The organism is Nitrospina sp. 32_T5 (genome assembly GCF_052156635.1).
In the GTDB taxonomy this organism is placed as follows: Bacteria; Nitrospinota; Nitrospinia; order Nitrospinales; family Nitrospinaceae; genus Nitrospina.
The window spans coordinates 838,387-855,687 of the sequence record NZ_JBQKUO010000001.1 but is presented as its reverse complement, the minus strand read 5'-3'; the positions used below and the strand labels follow the sequence as shown (position 1 = coordinate 855,687).

16 protein-coding genes are annotated in these 17,301 nt (G+C 58.8%); 2 read left to right on the top strand and 14 right to left on the bottom strand.

The genetic code is table 11. The annotated features are described in order from the left end of the window. Window positions 1–298: 298 nt before the first annotated feature. From ACTRW9_RS03970 to ACTRW9_RS03910, 13 genes are all read right to left on the bottom strand, one after another. Complete coding sequence (locus ACTRW9_RS03970; RefSeq protein WP_442428376.1) at window positions 299–1,894, bottom strand: caspase family protein; 1,596 nt, start codon at window positions 1,892–1,894, stop codon at window positions 299–301. 54 nt (window positions 1,895–1,948) lie between these two features. Then, window positions 1,949–2,317, bottom strand: coding sequence for a hypothetical protein (locus ACTRW9_RS03965; protein ID WP_442426840.1), 369 nt, complete (start codon window positions 2,315–2,317; stop codon window positions 1,949–1,951). A gap of 323 nt (window positions 2,318–2,640) precedes the next feature. After that, complete coding sequence (ispF, locus tag ACTRW9_RS03960) at window positions 2,641–3,117, bottom strand: 2-C-methyl-D-erythritol 2,4-cyclodiphosphate synthase (RefSeq protein ID WP_442426839.1); 477 nt, start codon at window positions 3,115–3,117, stop codon at window positions 2,641–2,643. An 87-nt stretch (window positions 3,118–3,204) separates the two neighbouring features. Continuing rightward, the gene (locus tag ACTRW9_RS03955) at window positions 3,205–4,359 is read right to left on the bottom strand and encodes a 1-deoxy-D-xylulose-5-phosphate reductoisomerase (RefSeq protein WP_442428375.1); all 1,155 of its coding nucleotides are present in this window, start codon (window positions 4,357–4,359) and stop codon (window positions 3,205–3,207) included. A gap of 77 nt (window positions 4,360–4,436) precedes the next feature. After that, a complete protein-coding gene (locus ACTRW9_RS03950) occupies window positions 4,437–5,237 on the bottom strand; it encodes a phosphatidate cytidylyltransferase (RefSeq protein ID WP_442426837.1) in 801 nt (266 codons plus the stop codon). 154 nt (window positions 5,238–5,391) lie between these two features. After that, window positions 5,392–6,129: an isoprenyl transferase gene (locus tag ACTRW9_RS03945; protein ID WP_442428374.1), complete on the bottom strand. Its 738-nt coding sequence runs from the start codon at window positions 6,127–6,129 to the stop codon at window positions 5,392–5,394. A 103-nt stretch (window positions 6,130–6,232) separates the two neighbouring features. Next, on the bottom strand, window positions 6,233–6,787 hold the full coding sequence (gene frr, locus ACTRW9_RS03940) for a ribosome recycling factor (RefSeq protein WP_442426835.1): 555 nt from the start codon (window positions 6,785–6,787) through the stop codon (window positions 6,233–6,235). A gap of 3 nt (window positions 6,788–6,790) precedes the next feature. Next, the gene (pyrH, locus tag ACTRW9_RS03935; protein WP_442426834.1) at window positions 6,791–7,528 is read right to left on the bottom strand and encodes a UMP kinase; all 738 of its coding nucleotides are present in this window, start codon (window positions 7,526–7,528) and stop codon (window positions 6,791–6,793) included. Continuing rightward, the gene (gene tsf / locus ACTRW9_RS03930) at window positions 7,525–8,118 is read right to left on the bottom strand and encodes a translation elongation factor Ts (protein ID WP_005007260.1); all 594 of its coding nucleotides are present in this window, start codon (window positions 8,116–8,118) and stop codon (window positions 7,525–7,527) included. The genes pyrH and tsf overlap by 4 nt, the downstream gene beginning before the upstream one ends. A gap of 196 nt (window positions 8,119–8,314) precedes the next feature. After that, entirely contained in the window at window positions 8,315–9,157 is an 843-nt protein-coding gene (rpsB, locus tag ACTRW9_RS03925; protein WP_442426832.1) for a 30S ribosomal protein S2, read from the bottom strand. A 1,029-nt stretch (window positions 9,158–10,186) separates the two neighbouring features. Next, a complete protein-coding gene (locus tag ACTRW9_RS03920; protein ID WP_442428373.1) occupies window positions 10,187–11,281 on the bottom strand; it encodes a 6-phosphofructokinase in 1,095 nt (364 codons plus the stop codon). A gap of 76 nt (window positions 11,282–11,357) precedes the next feature. Further along, window positions 11,358–12,689, bottom strand: a complete 1,332-nt coding sequence (rimO, locus tag ACTRW9_RS03915) for a 30S ribosomal protein S12 methylthiotransferase RimO (RefSeq protein ID WP_442428372.1) — start codon at window positions 12,687–12,689, stop codon at window positions 11,358–11,360. A gap of 90 nt (window positions 12,690–12,779) precedes the next feature. Beyond that, window positions 12,780–13,442 carry an MlaC/ttg2D family ABC transporter substrate-binding protein gene (locus ACTRW9_RS03910; RefSeq protein ID WP_442428371.1) on the bottom strand — a complete coding sequence of 221 codons (663 nt, stop codon included), beginning with the start codon at window positions 13,440–13,442 and terminating at the stop codon, window positions 12,780–12,782. Between the two features lie 176 nt (window positions 13,443–13,618). Between ACTRW9_RS03910 and ACTRW9_RS03905 the strand changes: the two genes are divergently transcribed. After that, window positions 13,619–14,350 carry a tetratricopeptide repeat protein gene (locus ACTRW9_RS03905; protein ID WP_442426828.1) on the top strand — a complete coding sequence of 244 codons (732 nt, stop codon included), beginning with the start codon at window positions 13,619–13,621 and terminating at the stop codon, window positions 14,348–14,350. A gap of 8 nt (window positions 14,351–14,358) precedes the next feature. Then, window positions 14,359–16,071 (top strand): DNA repair protein RecN, encoded by a 1,713-nt coding sequence (gene recN / locus ACTRW9_RS03900; protein ID WP_442428370.1) that lies wholly within the window; start codon window positions 14,359–14,361, stop codon window positions 16,069–16,071. A gap of 75 nt (window positions 16,072–16,146) precedes the next feature. Here the strand turns inward: recN and ACTRW9_RS03895 are convergent, their stop codons facing one another. Beyond that, window positions 16,147–16,866 (bottom strand): tetratricopeptide repeat protein, encoded by a 720-nt coding sequence (locus tag ACTRW9_RS03895; RefSeq protein WP_442428369.1) that lies wholly within the window; start codon window positions 16,864–16,866, stop codon window positions 16,147–16,149. Between the last annotated feature and the right edge of the window lie 435 nt (window positions 16,867–17,301).

Genomic DNA, 17,301 nt, shown 5'->3' with positions numbered 1-17,301 from the left:
TACCAATAAAATACCAACTTTAAATAATTGGTATTTTATTGGTATGTTAACCTGATTTCCGAAAATACCAAATTTAAAATTTTGGTATTTTATTGGTATTTAGAGTTTTTTCTAAATATAGGGGGGGGTAAAATTTTAACTACAATATATTGTGTAACAAACAATTTTTAGCAATGGAAGATTGCTGTGCCGTGGAAGGAATGGGCATGCTTACTGCTTACCAAGCGTTCAGCCCGTTTCCTCCCCCACGTAGTGGGGCCCGTTCGCCGAACACCCCGCCCGTAAACTGCCCGGAGTGTCAGGAATTGGTGTTGAGGACGGCCATGGGCAGGTTGCGGTCGAAGCGGCCGGAGGTGTCCGGGTGCTGGCCGCTCTTGGTGGCGCGGCGCACCTGCTCGGAGGTGTAGTCGATCATCTCACCCAGCGACACGATGCCGTCGCCGTCGGAATCGGCCGGACCCTTCAGCCCTTCCAGCATGAACCAGGTGAAGGCGCCGTGCCCGCCGCCCCATTCCGGCGACTCATGCGACAGCTCGCCGGACTCCGACGCGGTGAAGATGGCGCGGCCCTTGCCCGCCTTGCTCAGCTCCAGCAGGTAACGGTTGATGACGTTCTCGTCGCCGATGTTGCGGGTGGAAATCTCGTCACCCACGCCGGCGCTGTGACAGGCGTCGACCAGCACCACCACGCGCTCGGAGGGGATGAACCGCTCCAGCGCCGTCTGCAGGTCCCACATGGGGAACGCCGTCGAGCGCATCTGTTCGGGATCGGTGTCGTGCGTCAAAAGAAACAGGTTGCTCGGGTTGAGCGGATCCGGCGCGCCGTGCCCGGCGAAGTAAACCACCACGAGGTCTTCGCGGATGGCCTTGCCGAGGAAATCGAACAGCGACCGCTTCAGCTCCGCGAGCGTCGCGTTTTCGTTTTCGAGGAAGATGATGTGGTCGTCGGCAAACCCGCCGCCCTGCGGTGATTTCAGAAACTCATAGAACATGCGCGCATCGGCGTCGGCGTAGCGCAGGTTGGGGATGCCCTTCTGCGAATGCTCGTAGCGCGACACGCCGACCACCACCGCCCAGCGCTGGCCTTTGAAGTCCGCCGACAACTCCGCCGGCGCCTGGCCCGGCGCGGTGCGGGTGACGTGCATGACGTGCTGTTTCACCTGGCCGGATTCATCGACCGCGTTGATGACGATGATGTTCTTGCCTTCCTTCAACTCCACGTTGCGCGAAAACGCACTGCCCCGGGTGCCCTGCACGATGGACAGGTCGCGCGTCTGCGGCAGTTTCTCGCCGTTCAGCAGAATCTGCATGTCCCTGATCTCGGCGTTGGCCTCGATGCTTCCCGACAACAGAACGTGGTCGTCCTCGGTCTTGAAGTCGAACGGCGGAAACGAAATCTTGATCTTCATCTTGCCGCCGTTGGAAGAAGCCGGTGCCTGCGCCACCACGGTGCCGTTGCCGTACTCCTCTTTCACGCGCACCCGCAGGTCTTCCAGCAACGCCTTCGCTTCGAGGTACGGCTCGCCCTCGATCATGGGATTGCTCTTCTCGGCGGTCATGGAAACGTAGGAGCGGTTGCCGTTCTTGCCGGAGAGGGTCAGCGTGATGTCGGTGTTCGAAGCCACGCCCACCCAGCCGACGGAGTTCCCCGCCAGGTCGCCGGTGGTCTCGATTTCATAAACGACGTCCCCGCTCTCGAGCGCCTTTTTGGTGAAGGTGTACTGCCGGTCGTTCAGGTGGTGTTCCAGGATTTCCGCCAGCTTGTCCGGGGGCAGCGAGTAGTTTTCCTTCAGGGATGTCGCTTTGAACGACGCCGCACAGCCGCCCGCCAGCAGGGCGACGGCGATGCCCAAAATGAAAGTCCATTGCATGCGTTTCCAAACGTTGCCAGTCATGATCCTGTACCTTGTGAACGGTTCATATTTCCGGGTGATAACCGGAGTCGACAATCACGCGTTGAGCTTGACCACCAGGCCCTGCACGGTCACGCAGGACTGGCTCCAGAAATAAAAGAACGGAAGCGGAAAATAGTTCTGCTCCAGGTCGGCCGAGGTCTGGATCAACAGGTCGCCGTTGCGAGACTGCACGGCCTGGTTCACCGCCTTCTGGTAAGTCTGCTCGCCGGACGGAAACCCGAAGAAGAAATTGGAACACGCGGTTCCCATGCCCACCCCGAGGAGGGTGTAATCCTGTTTGTCCATCTTCAACTGCAATGCGGAGCTTGAAGGCTGCGACAAGGGTGTGTACAGACTGCACGACGACAGCATCATCAACAATCCCGACAGCGCGATCAAAACAGAAATGCGTTTCACGTTCATGTTCCCTCTCCCCTGAAAAAACGTTTGCGGAACGAAGACACGGTCCGTTCCCATCCCGGTTCCCCTCCGGTATTCTACCTTCCGCCCGCACACTGCCGGGCCCGTGGGCCATCCACCCTTCTCTTTAATGTAAAGGCAATTTCCCCGAAAAGGAATAACTCGTTATACCAAATTTCCAATCTTCTGTCTTTGTGTTTTGGCGTATCCGCGATGCTAAAAAACTGGAAAGGAAAAAGGAGAGTGAAAATTGAAAGGCCCGTTCGGGCGGTATTCTGAAAACAGCTGAATTCAGGATGTTTAAAAGGGGAGGCAGGCCGGAAGGGTCAGCGCGACTCGATGAGTGCGACGGCGTAAGCGGCGAGGCCTTCCTCGCGGCCGGCGAAGCCGAGTTTTTCCGTGGTGGTGGCTTTCACGTTCACCTGCGAGAGGTTGATGCCCAGCGTGTCCGCGATGTTCTTTCGCATCTGGTCGATGTGGGGTGCGAGTTTGGGTTTCTGCGCGACGATGGTGGCGTCGGTGTTGACCACGATGAACCCTTTTTCGCGAAGCGAAGCGTTCACCTTTTCCAGCAGGACCAGGCTGGAGATACCCTTGTACTGGTCGTCGGTGTCGGGGAAGTGATGGCCCAGGTCGCCGAGCCCGCACGCGCCCAGAAGGGCATCGCACAACGCGTGCAGAAGCGCGTCGGCATCCGAATGGCCGTCGAGGCCGAGCGTGTGTGGAATCTCGACGCCGCCCAGGATCAGCTTGCGGCCTTCCACCAGGCGATGCACGTCGTAACCGTTACCGATGCGAAACACAAAAGCCTCCGCAAGTAGCGAGTGGGTTGGGGGAAATCGGTTTTACGTTGGTTTGGATCGGTGAGGCGGGTGCGGCGTTCACGAAGTTCAGTGGGTTACGGTGACCAGCTTGCGGGTTTCTTCGCGCGCCCAGCGGTCCGCTTCCAGGACATCTTCGATGTCGTTCACCGCTGTCGGCTTGTGGTTGTTGAGCGCCATCCGGATGATTTCCGGGATGTCCTTGAACGGAATGAGTTCGTCGAGGAACGCCTGCACGGCGATTTCGTTGGCCGCGTTCAGCACGGCGGGCATGGTCTGCCCGATGTCGAGCGCGTCGTGCGCCAGTTGCAGACAGGGAAAGCGCTGGAAGTCCGGAGGCTCGAACGTCAGCGTGCCCAACTGCGCGAGGTCCAGCGACGGGAGGTCGCATTCGATGCGGTCCGGGTACGACAGCGCATACGAGATGGGAACGCGCATGTCCGGCATGCCGAGTTGCGCCATCACCGACGTGTCCACGAATTCGATGAGTGAATGGATGATGCTCTGCGCGTGGACGAGAATGTCCACCTGCGTCTCCAGCCCGAACAGCCACTTGGCCTCGATGTATTCGAGCCCCTTGTTCATCATGGTGGCCGAGTCGATGGTGATCTTGGCGCCCATGTCCCAGTTCGGGTGTTTCAACGCCTGTTCGCGCGTGACGTGCTCGAGTTGTTCGCAGGTGAAGGTGCGGAACGGCCCGCCGGACGCGGTGAGGATGATGCGTTTGATGCGATCGGATTGTTCGCCGTTCAGCGCCTGGAAGATGGCGCTGTGTTCGCTGTCCACGGGAACGATGGGGCAGCCGTGTTCTTCCGCCGCTTCAATCATCAGCTTGCCCGCCACCACCAGCGTTTCCTTGTTGGCGAGAGCCAGTGCCTTGCCCGCCTTGAGCGCGCTGTAGGTGGGCACGAGTCCCGCACAACCCACCATGCCGGAGACCACCATGTCCACTTCAGGCAGGGTGGCGGCCTGGATGGAGCCCGCCTGTCCTTCAACCACTTCGATGTTCAGTCCCTTGAGTTTTTTCCTGAGGGCTTCCACTTTGCCGGTGTCGAACAGCGAAACCAGCTTCGGCCGGAACTTGCGTGCCTGCTCGGCGATCACATCCACGTTGCTGCAGGCCGCAAGCGCGATGACCTGGAACCGGTCCGGGTTGCGTTCAATGACATCCAGTGTGTTGACGCCGATGGAACCCGTCGATCCCAGTATAGAAATTTTTTTCATTCAACAACCCCTGATAAACAACGTGGAGCCGAACGGCAGGACGAAACGTGAGCCACTCGCTTTGAAAAAATAAACGGTCAAACGGGGAGAGGATTGCGTATCAGGATTTCGTAGCAATAGAATGCCGGTCCGGCGAACATCAGACTGTCCAGCCGGTCCAATACCCCTCCGTGTCCGGGAATCAGCGCGCCCGAATCCTTCACGCCCGCGGCGCGCTTGAACATCGATTCCACGAGATCTCCGAATTGCCCGATGATACCGCAAAATAACGCCATAATCAAACAATGGTTTAAAGCCAACTCGTGCCAGAACCCGTACTTCGCGATGAGGCCGCCGAGCAATCCTCCAAGCAGCCCTCCCAGGCTCCCTTCGATGGTTTTTCCGGGACTGATTTCCGGCGCAAGCCGGGTTTTTCCAATGCTTCGGCCGACGTAGTAGGCGGCGGTGTCGCTTCCCCAGATCACCAGGAACAGGAAGTAAATCATGAAATGCCCCGGTTCCAGCTCCCGGATCAGAATGAAAAAGCTCATCAAACCCGCGACATAGCCGATGCCGAGAAAGGTGTAGCCCGTTTGGTCCAGATTGTTTTTCAGGATGGGACCCTGCGTGAGCGCCTGTAGAAGCAGGACCATCGGCGCCGCCGCCAGCCAGATCAGGTAAAACCCATTGATGTAAAAACACAGGGTGAGAAGCACGCACAGTGCCAGGCCCAGTTTGGGGAAGCCGGGTGTTCCCATGGCGTTCAGCATGCGCGAGTATTCGAACCACCCGGCCACCACCGCACCCAGCACCAGGATGGAAAATAGTTCCAGCGATCCGTACTGCACGATGCCCAGCACGACGGGGATCAATACGAGTGCGCTCAAGATGCGTTTCATGGTTCGGTGACTTTCTTGAAAAGTTGGAACGTCAAATCAACTTTGGCGGGTAACCCGTGCAAACCCGTTTCTTGATCGGGAAGGCCATCCATCGTTCGCGTGCAGGCCTTGGTTGATTCCAGACTCACGCATTGGGAACGTTGCCACTGGCCAGCTAGGCCTGGACGATCTGGTCGCCGATCATGCCGAAGCGGCGTTCGCGTCTCTGGAAATCGATGATGGCCTTCAGCAGGTCGTCTTCGCGGAACTCCGGCCACAGGACGTCGGTGTAGTGCAGTTCCGTGTACGCGATCTGGTAAAGGAGGAAGTTGCTTATGCGCAACTCGCCGCTGGTGCGGATGAGCAGGTCGGGTTCCGGCAGGCCGTGTGTCGCCAGGCTCGCTTCCAGCACGGGGAAGTCAATGTCCTCGTAACGCAGCTTGCCTTCCTGCACCTGCTTGACGATCTTGCGCACCGCATCGAGGATTTCCTGCCGCCCGCCGTAACTCAAGGCGAGGGTCAGCACCAGTCCGTCGTTGTCCGCCGTATAGTCCTTCGCGTGCTGGATGAGGTTCTGGATGTCGGCGGGCAGTTCGTACACACGGCCGATGGTGTTGAACCGGATGTTCTCGCGCTTCATCCGCTCCAGTTCCTTGTGCAGGTACGTGTCGAGGATTTTCATGAGTGCGTTGATCTCGGTACGCGGCCGGTTCCAGTTTTCGTCAGAGAAGGAGTAAAGGGTGAGCGCGGGGATGTGCATCTCCGTGCAGAGGGTGACGATGTGATCGACCGACTTCACACCCTGGCGGTGGCCTTCCACGCGGGGCATGAAGTTCTTTTTCGCCCATCGCCCGTTGCCGTCCATGATGATGGCGATGTGCCGCGGCAGGCGGTTTAAATCGATCTGATCCATGTGTGGGGATTTGTACAAGGACGACAACCTCCGAAGGGTACCGGTTCGCCGGGCGGGCCCTTCCGGTGCGGGCGTCCCCGGTGCGACCATTATACGGCAACGGTCAGTCTTCCATCACATCTTTTTCCTTGGACTCGGCGATCTTGTCCACCTCTTCGACGTATTTGTCCGTCATCTTCTGGATCTGATCGTGGCCGCGCTTCTCTTCGTCTTTCGAGATGGCGCTTTCCTTTTCCATCGCCTTGATCTTGTCGTTGAAGTCGCGGCGGATATTGCGGATGGCGACCTTCGCCTCCTCGGCGTACTTGCGCACGATCTTGGTCATCTGCTGGCGACGCTCGGTGGTGAGCGGGGGTATGTTGAGGCGGATCACCTTGCCGTCGTTCGACGGGTTGAGCCCGAGGTCGGAAGCGGAGATGGCCTTCTCGATCACCGGCAGCATCGTCGGGTCCCACGGTGCGATGGAGATGGTGCGGCTGTCCGGTGTGGACAGCGTCGCGGTCTGGTTCAGCGGCGTCGGGTTGCCGTAAAATTCGACCTTGATGTCCTCGACCAGGGCCACCGAGGCGCGGCCCGTGCGCACCTTGCCGAACTCCTGGTGCAGGTGGTCGATGGTCGCTTTCATTTTGCGTTCGGAATCTTTGAGTAAGTTGTCCATGAATCAGCTTGCCCCCACCCGGGTTCCAATGGATTCGCCCATGATCGCGCGCTTGATGGCGTCCGGATTGCTGACATTGAAAATGACCATGGGCAGTTTGTTGTCCATACACAGGCTGACCGATGTGGAGTCCATCACCTTCAGCCCCTTTTTCAAAACTTCGAGGTACGTCAACTCTTCGAACTTGACCGCGGTGGTGTCGAGCATCGGGTCGGCGGAATACACGCCGTCCACTTTCGTCGCTTTGAAAATGACTTCGGCCTCGATCTCGATGGCGCGCAGGCTGGCGGCGGTGTCCGTGGTGAAGTAGGGATTGCCGGTGCCTGCGGCGAAGATGACGATGCGGTCTTTTTCGAGATGACGGATGGCGCGGCGGCGGACGTAGGGTTCCGCCACCTGGCGGATGTCCAGTGCCGTCAACACGCGGGTCGGCACGTCCATCTGTTCCAGCGCGCTTTGCAGGGCCATGGCGTTGATCACCGTAGCCAGCATGCCCATGTAGTCGGCGGTGACGCGCTCCATCCCCAGATTGCTGGCGGTGGCGCCACGCAGGATGTTGCCGCCGCCGATGACGATGGCGATCTGCACGCCGAGTTTCCGGGCTTCGGCGATTTCCTCAGCGATGCCCTGCAGGGCTTTCTGATCGATGCCGAAGCCGCCCACCTCGGCCAGGCTTTCTCCGCCCAGTTTCAGCAGGATGCGTTTGAAACGTGCTTTCGCCGGTTCCGTGTCGTCGCTCATTTAGAGATTTCCATGCGGGAAAACCCACCCACGGTGATGTTTTCCCCCAGCGTGGCGATCTTCTGCTTGATCAGCTCCTGAACGCTGATGGACGTGTCTTTCACGAAGGGCTGGTCGAGCAGGCAGTTTTCCTCGAAAAACTTGCTCATCTTGCCGTCCACGATTTTCTCGATCACGTTCTCCGGCTTGCCGGATTCGCGTGCCTGATGGGCGAAGATCTCGCGTTCCTTGTCCAGCACGTCCTGCGTTACGTCCTCGCGGGACGTGAAGCGCGGCTTGGCGGCGGCGATATGCATGGCGATGTCCTTCAGCAGAGCCTGGTACTCGTCGTTTTTGGCGACGAAGTCGGTCTCGCAGTTCAACTCCACCAGCACGCCGATCTTGGCGCCGGGATGGATATAGGAGCCGATGGCGCCGTCGCCCGTGGTGCGGTCGCCTTTCTTGTCCGCTTTTGCCATGCCCTTCTTGCGCAGAAAGGTGATGGCTTCTTCGATGTCACCGCTGGTTTCCTTGAGCGCGTTGCGGCATTCCAGAATCCCCGCGCCGGATTTTTCGCGCAGGGTTTTGACCATGTCTGCTGTCACTTCCATTGTGATTGCCTCTCTTGTTGACTGGATCGATTGAGTCCGGGTTTTTGATGTGTGCACGATCCGGGTCCGGGCGCGGACGGGCCACCTTCCCGTGGCTGGCTTTCAGCCGGGGTGTGCGCCGGCCGGACCGGTCGTTGAATTTCGTTTTCTCTGGTTGACCTCAGGCAGGCCGGAAGGACCCCGAGGCCGGGTCGGTTCAAGCGGGAACGGATTTTTCCGCCTTCGGCTTGGCGTCCGCCTTGGACTTGGAATCGGCGGCCTCTTCCTTCTTCTTGTCGGAATCGGAGCCCGATTTGGAATCGCCCTTCTGGGCGTTTGCCTCCGCCTCTTCCTTCTTGTCCTTCTGTTTCGCCTTGTGCATCTCGTGACCGTCGATGGCGATGTCCGCCAGCCGCTTGGTGAACAGGCTGATCGACCGGATGGCGTCGTCGTTGCCCGGGATCAGGTAGTCGATGCCGTCCGGGTCGCAGTTGGTGTCCACGATCGCCACCACGGGGATGCCCAGCTTGTTGGCCTCGGCCAGTGCAATGCGCTCCTTGCGCGTGTCCACGATGAACACCGCATCCGGCAGGTCCTTCATGGTTTTGATGCCCTGCAGGAATTTATTGAGCTTTTCGATTTCCTTGCGCCGTTGCTGGGCTTCTTTTTTATGAAGCAGGGCGAACTTGCCTTCTTCTTCCATGCGTTCCAGTTCCAGCAGGCGGTCGATGCTCTTGCGAATGGTCTGGAAATTGGTCAGCGTGCCGCCCAGCCAGCGCTGGTTGATGTAGAACATGTTGGCGCGTGCGGCTTCCTCGGCAATCAGCTCCTTGGCCTGCGTCTTGGTGGCGACGAAAAGAATTTTCTTGCCCTGCTGGGTCAGGTTCTCCACAAACTTTTCCGCCTCACGGAATTTGTGGATGGTCTTCTGCAGGTCTATAATATGAATGCCGTTTCGGGCACTGAAAATATAGTCTCTCATTTTGGGATTCCAGCGGGTGGTCTGATGCCCGAAGTGAACCCCGGCTTCCAATAGTTCTTTGACTGCGATGTCTGCCATGAAACAAAACTCCTGAGTGCGAATGGTTGAGCCTCCGTCTCCTTCTTCCCGTACCAGGAACCCGTCGAGGTTTGTTCTGCCTGCCGCCGTAAAATGCGGCCGCGACTGCGAATCCACAAGGCTTCGCCGCCGCCATGTTCGGGCAGGACCCACCGGGTCACCCCTGGTCCAGTCCAGAGACGTGCGAGATAAATGATTACAAACAAACGGCTTGCGCCGTCATCAGGCCAGTAGAGGGCTTCCAGATAGAGTATCATACCCCCCTGACCAAGACAAGGCAAAAGAGCTTCTAAATGGCCCAGAAACAAGGCTCCGCTGCGGGGAGGCCACCGGGCATCCGGGCCGGGTCCGTGCGCCGCAACGCGCCCCTCCAGACCAGCGCCTGGTTTCCACTTGCAGGGGGAGGCGGGTTCTTTTTAAGAGCGTCCCGGCACGAAGCGGGGGATTTCGATGTCTGTCTTCGGGGGGAAGTGGGGGAGGCGGGAATCGCAGGGTGTTTGGAAAGGAGCCTCGTTCTTTCGTCTCCTTTTGATTTTCAAAAATAAAAAAGCCGGAAGAGGTGGACCAGGACGCCACCTCCCCGGCTTTCACTGCGCCGTTTAAGCGATTACTTGCCTTTGGACGGTTTCGGTTTTGCCGATTTGCGCTGTTCCGGCTGGCCGGTCTGCTGTTTCGGGTTTTTTTCCATCTGCGGTTTGTTGCTGCGAATGGTCTTGGACATGGGTCTCATTCTCCAGAAAAAATAAAGTTGCCTGTACAGGCGTTTTTAAATTTCTTGACGGAGAGTCCAATTTGGGTTGCCCGCATCCTGGTCATGCCTTTTAGCGTTCCCATTTTGTCTCGATCAAGCAAAGAAAAGGAACACCAAAAAACCATAGGCGTCGTGGCCTACGTACTTTTGGATAACGCCCCAAAAACCGGGAGGTTATACAAAAAATATAAGATTGTCCGCAGAGGAAAGCAAAGTAATTTTTAAAATATTTTTGACCTTTTTTGCAGGGCGGAATCCAGAGGTTTTGGGAGCCCCGTTCAACGTCCCAGGCAGATGCCCACCGACTCGGCGGTGCGGATGAGCTGGGAGTCGAGTGGCACTTTCCGGACGCGTCCGGCCAGGTCCTTGAGCGGCACCAGGTTCAAATCCGGGGTGCGGAGCGCCACCATGGTGCCGAAGCGTCCCTTCAACGCCGAATGCAGGGCGAAACTGCCCAGCTGGGTGCCTAAAACGCGGTCGAAGGCGATGGGAGTGCCGCCGCGCTGGATATGGCCCAGTACCGTGGACCGCACTTCCAGGTCGATGTCCCGTCCCAGCCGGCTGGCGAGGTGGTTGCCGATGCCCCCCAACTGCGGCACGCCCTGCAGGCGGGTGGTGGCGGCTTCCTGGGTGATCGGCCGGCAGTCCTTTTCCATCGCCCCCTCGGCCACGACCACCAGGCTGAACGGTGCCTGCATGGCCTGGCGTTCCCGGATCTTCCCCGTCACCAGGTTGAAGTCGAACGGGATTTCCGGGACCAGGATCACGTGTGCGCCGCCGGCGATCCCCGATTCCAGCGCGATCCACCCGGCACTCCGTCCCATGACTTCCAGGATCATCACCCGGTCGTGACTGCGCCCGGTGGTTTGCAGGCGGTCGATGGCGTCGGTCGCCACCTGCACCGCGGTGTGAAAACCGAAACTGTAGTCGGTGCCCTCGAGGTCGTTGTCGATGGTCTTGGGCACGGCGATGACGGGCAGGCCCAGCTCACTCAGTTTGTAGGCGATCTGCAGCGAGCCGTCGCCGCCGATCACGAACAGGCAGTCGAGTTTGAGGTCGCGGAAGGTCTTTACGGCGCAAGAAGAATAATCGTGGGTGGTGATACTGCCGTCTTTATGGAGTTCCTTGAAGGCGAAAGGATCGCCCTTGTTGGAGGTGCCGAGGATGGTGCCGCCCTGCGGCAGGATGTCCCGCACGCTGCGGAGCGTCAGCTCCTGGGAATGATTGAAGACCAGCCCCTCGAACCCTTTTTCGATGCCGATGACGCTCAGGTTGTGGTTGCGGATGGCGGACAGGGTGAGGGCGCGGATGACGGCATTCAGGCCGGAACAGTCACCGCCGCCGGTCAGTATGCCAATCCGCTGTATAGGCATGTTCACCTCCTGGGTGCCGGGTCTCCGGTTGAGCCGGTATGTCTTTTAAGGAACGGATCGGGCTGACCCGCAGGGATCAATCGGTACCGTTGTCCACCGTGGCGACGAGGTCGTAGTCGAGCGATCCCGTGATGCGCATGGGGACGATGTCGCCGGGCTCCACCGGGCTGTTTTCGATGATCACCTGGCCGTCGATGTCCGGTCCCTGAATGGGCAGGCGGCCCATCAAAAGCATGCCGTCGTCATCGAGTCCCTCCACCAGCACCGGGTGCACCTGCCCCACGCGAGCGGCGTTGTTGCGCACGGCGATATCGTGCTGCGCCGCCATCAGGTGGTCGCGGCGTTCCTCGCCAAGAGCGGGATCGACCTTGTCGGCGTAGTCGTACGCCGTGGTGCCGGGTTCGTCGGAGTAGGCGAACACGCCCAGGTGATCGAACTCCATCTCGCGCACGAAGGCTTCCATGTGTTCGAAGTGTTCCTGCGTCTCGCCGGGAAAACCGGTGATGAACGTGGTGCGGAGCGCCACGCCGGGGATGCGGTCGCGCAGTTTCTTCAGCATGGCGCGCACGCCGGCTTCGCGTTCCTGCCGCTTCATGCGCTGCAGCATGACGTCGTGCGTGTGTTGCAGGGGCACGTCGATGTACTTGACCACCTTGTCGAGCCGCGCCACGGCGTCGATCAACGCGTCGTTGACCACCGTCGGGTAACAGTAGAACAGGCGGATCCACTCGATGCCCTGAATGTCCGATAGTTTTTCGAGCAGTTCAACCAGACCGTTCTTCATACGCAGGTCGTAACCGTAAAGCGTGGTGTCCTGCGACACCAGGTTGATTTCCTTCACGCCCTGTTCGGCCAGCGCCTGCGCTTCTTCGAGGATCGAATCGATGGGGCGGCTCTTGATGGGTCCGCGCAGTTGAGGGATGATGCAGAACGAGCACTGGTTGGAACAGCCCTCCGCGATTTTGATGTACGCGGAGTAAAACGGCGTGGTGACGACGCGGTGGTTGTACGCTTCGAAATACTGCGCCGGTTCGTGGATGAGGTTGCGCTGGCCGCCGTTATTGCGGATCAGGTTCTTAAGCAGGGGGTATTGTTTTGTGCCGAGCAGGTGATCGATCTCCGGGATTTCTTTCAACAGTTCATCCGGGTGGCGTTCGGCCAGGCAGCCGGTGACGATGAGGCGTTCACACTTTCCGCCGTTTTGTTTGTGCCGCGCCATTTCAAGGATGGTGTTCACCGATTCTTCCACCGCCGATTGCAGGAAGCCGCAGGTGTTGACGATGAGCACGTCCGCCTCAGCGGAGTTGTCCGTCAGTTCGTAGCCGTTCTGTTTGAGGTCGCCCAGCAGGCCTTCGGTGTCCACCAGGTTCTTGGGACAGCCCAGGCTGACCATGCCGATTTTTTTCATGCGGATTGACTGAGTTTTAAGGAGTAATAAGGTTCCGCCATCATACCGCAGGGCGGGGGCGCGGGCCTAATTTTTCTGGTGTGAGGGGGATCATCCGCCGCCGCGGGCGGTGTCCAGTCGCTCCTGCATGCGGGTCATCAGGCCGGCGAAGTCTTCCTTCTTCAAGATCTGGTAGAACTGCGTCCTCAGGTTGTTGCGCATGCTGACGCCGTCGAGGATGACGTCCACCACGCGCCAGCGGCTGGTGGATTCCAGCAGGTCGAAGTCGATACGGATCTCGCCTTCCTCTTTATGGTGCACCAAAACCGGCACCGTGGCGGCATTGCCGTCTTTCGAGTTGCCTTTGTATTCGATCCTGAGTTCGCGGAAAAACTTGGCCGAGTTGGGAAAGGCCACGTAGCGGAACAATTCGCCCAGAAGCCGGGTGAACTGCTTGCGTTCTTCCGGTGAGCGCCGTTTCCAGTGTTTGCCGAGGGTTTGTTTGCTCACCTCGGCGACATCCAGGTAGGCCAGCGCCCGGTCCATGTTGTGACGGTTGGCCTTCGCTTCCTCCGGCGACAGGGACTCGACTTCCTTCACCTGTTGGATGGTGACGAGCAGGTGCTTCACCGCTTCCTGCGGCGACTCCGCCCATGCCGGGGCGGCGGTGAACAAGGCTGTCAACAGGCACAACCCCAGCGTCATTTTAAATAGCGGGGAACGGATTGGTTGCCTGCGGGATTTGCAGTTGTGGTAAATTGTGGGAAATTTCAAAGCGTGCGTAAGTCCTGCCATACAGTTTGCGACGTAATGCTACCGATTATATCGTAAACGCCCTTTCCACGTGGGAATGAAAAATTAAAGATTGAATATTTCCTAATAGTCCAGTCCGGCAACTGGGCGGGCCCGTATCCTCGTTAATAATGACATCCATCCCATTCAAAAAATTTTTGCGAAGCGCGGTTCTGGTTTGCGCGTTTGTTTCGGTTCCGCTCGTAGCCCATTCCTCCATCGTGGAAGCCGCGCCGTGCACCCTGTACCAGGGCGAGGCGGGATGGGATGCGGTGCAGCGCGCAAAAATTAAACTGGTGAAACACTTTCAGTACCAGCCGCTCACCCACCGCGACTTCTGCCAGCTCGCGCACCTCGATTACAAGCTGGCGCAGTGGGAGCCGCAGGTGAAGGCCGAGCACCTGAAGCGGTGCCTGGATAACGTGGACAAGGCCATCGATCACAACCCGCAGGCGGGCATCGCCTACTTCCTGCGCGGCCTGTGTTTGGGACGGCAGGGGCAGATGCAGGGACTGTGGGCCAGCCTGAACATCATCGATCCCGTCCGCACCAACATGGAACGCGCGCGGCAGTTGGCCCCGGATATCGACGGCGGCGGACCCGACCGCGCGCTCGGCCGCATGCTTTACGAATTGCCTTTCTTTTTGGGCGGCGATCTGGAAAAATCCATAAAGCATCTGGAAACCGCCGTCCAGCTGGGACCGGACAACTGGGAAAACCATTACTACCTCGCCCAGTCGTATCTGGCCAACCGCCGGTACCGCGAGGCACAGCGCGAACTTCAGGATGCCCTCCGGTTGGCCGGGACCGTGAACGAGGAACCCCAGATGGAGGACCACCGCCGGCACATCCGCGAACTGTTGCGCGACGTCGAGCGCCGTTTGGACTGATCCCTTCCATGTTGCAGGAACTGAGAATCACCAACTTCGCCATCATCGACAACCTGAGGGTGACGTTCGGCCCGGGTCTCAACATCCTCACCGGCGAAACCGGCGCCGGCAAATCCATCATCATCGACGCCCTGAACCTGATCCTGGGCGGACGCGCCGACACCGACAGCATCCGCTCCTCGGAATCCTCCGCCACGGTGGAAGCCGTGCTGGCGGTGGACGACCCGGCGACGCTCGACACCATCCGCGAACTCGGCATCGAGGTCGAGGACAACGAAGTCCTCATCAAACGCCTCATCACCCTCGAAGGCAAAAACCGCGCCTACCTCAACAACAGCCCGCTCACCGTCTCCGCTCTGGCCACGGTCGGCCAGCGGCTGGTGGACATCCACGGCCAGCACGATCATCAATCGCTCCTGCACGCCGAGCACCACGTGGGCCTGCTCGACCGCTACGGCAAGCTCGGCAAGGAAAAGGCCGCGTACCAGGAAGCGTGGAGCGGATACCGCAAGAAGGTCGAGCAACTCAACCACCTGCTCAATCACCAGAGCGACCGTTTGCAACGACAGGACCTGCTGCAGTTCCAGGTGAAGGAAATCGACGACGCGGCGTTGACGGTAGGCGAAGACGAAGAACTGCGCGCCGAGAAACACAAACTCAATCACGCCGAAAAACTGAATGCGGCCCTCGAACAGGTGCTGGCCATGCTGAGCGATTCCGATGGCTCCGTTTTGGATCTGCTGGGACGCATCGACCGCGAGCTGGGCAAACTGCCGGAGATCGACCCGATTTTGGAGCCGCAGGCGGTGCGTGCGGGCAACGCTTATATCGAGGCCCAGGAGCTGGAGGCGGAACTGCGCGATTACGTGAAGCGCATCGACTTCAGCCCGTCGCGGCTGGAGGAGATCGAGGACCGGCTGGCGGAGATCAACGGTCTCAAACGCAAGTACGGCAACGACATCGCCGTCATCTTGGAACACCGCCAAAAAATCGGCGAAGAGCTGGAGTCGCTGTCGCTGGGCGAAGAGGCGGTCGACGGGTTGAAACAGGAAATCGCCGAACACCAGAAACAGGTCGCGAAACTCGCGGTGGACCTGGCGAAGAAACGCGAGCAGGCGGCGGACACGTTGCAGAAGGCGGTGGAGAAGGAACTGAAAGACCTCAGCATGAAGCACGTGCGGTTGGGCGTGCGCTTCGATTACGAACCCGACCCGGAAGGGTTCACCACGTACAACAAAAAGGCCGTGAAGGCGCACGCCGACGGCATCGGTTCCGTCGAGTTTCTGTTCTCGCCCAACCTGGGCGAAGCGTTGAAGCCGCTGGCGCGCATCGCGTCGGGAGGTGAATTGTCGCGCGTGATGCTGGCGTTGAAATCGATTCTGAACGAGCAGGACGACATCCCCATCCTCGTGTTCGACGAGGTGGATGCGGGCATCGGCGGCAAGGTGGCGGAGAAGGTGGGCGTGAAGCTCAAGAAAATCGCCGCCACCAAGCAGGTGTTCTGCATCACCCACCTGCCGCAGATCGCGGGCATGGCCACGGCACATTTCCGCGTGCACAAAACCGTGGCGGGCAAACGCACGCGCTCGACCATCACCGAACTTTCCTATGATGAGCGCGTGGAGGAGATCGCGCGCATGTCCGGCGGCGAAACCATCACCGACGCCACCCTCCAGTACGCGCGGGAAATGATCCAGGCCACGCCTGAGGAAACGGGGTAATACCCGGTGGGCGGACGATGATCCGTGGGCCCGTTCCAAATACAAACTGTTCGCTCCCGGCCTGGCCGGGGTCCGCTATTTTTCGTGTTGGAGGGCCTGGATTTTCGGCTTGAGGTTTTCGACGCCGTCTTCGTCGCCGATTTCCTCGCAGAGTGCGAGCGAGCGCCCATAGTAATCGAGCGCTTTGGCGTTGTCGCCTTCGGTCTCCCACGCCCAGCCGAGATTGTGGAGCAGGGCGGCGATGACCTCGCGGTTGTTCCCGCCGTGTTCGCTGTTGAAGGAAAGGGATTTTTCAAACTGGTGGATGGCCTCGCCGCTGCGCCCGGTTTCGGTGAGCGCAATGCCGAGGTTGCAGCGCAATTGTGCCGTTTCGGCCGTCTCTTCCGTGGAATGTTTCAAATGGAAGCCGAGCGATTTGAGGTAGGAGTCGGCGGCCTGGTTGAAATGCTTTTCCTCGAAGTACGAATGCGCCACCCCTTCCCAGAAGTTGCGTGCGAGATCCTCGTTGGTCGCATACAGGTCGCGGAAATGCACGCCCTGCGTTTCTTCCAGCTCGGCAAGCGGCCGTAAGAACTCCCGGTGCTCGTCCACGTCCACGCCCAGCACTTCCTCAAAAAACTTGCGGTCTTCCGCCGAAAACTGCGGCTCCGGTTTTCCCGGTTGCAGGGGAATCTCCCACGGCGGCTGTTCGCGGTCCGGGGGCGGCTCGTACTTGCGCGAGCGGAACACATAAATCGCCGCCCCGAATATGAGGATGCCGACGATGATGGAAAGGATGGTGTCGAGGTTGGTCATGACCGGTTTCCTGAGGCGTGTTGGCCCATCCTAACAAAAAGGGGCGGATTTGCGCCAGACTTTGAATGCAAAACATTCACCCCCTTTGGACGAAAGAAGTCTATCAGGATTCGGATATCTTTTGGCGATGTTTTTATGATTGTGGTTTTTGCATCCACCCGAAACTTTCGCATCGATAACTGTTTTAATTTTAAACGATCCCAAAGTTTCCCTGGTTTTCAGGCGAATTTTTCTGTCATGAACGCATTAAAGGGGGGTTGGAAAGAGTTGGTTGGGTTACCTTAATTATATTGGTTTTCTGGTCTTTAAAATAAAGTCTGAAGGGGAATCATTTTAACCCGGCCCGCCTGATCTCGGAAAAGTACAGCACTGGGGTTGATTCACTCCACGCGAGCGCGGGTTGTTTTCAGCACTGTGGTGCCGCAGGTCAACCAG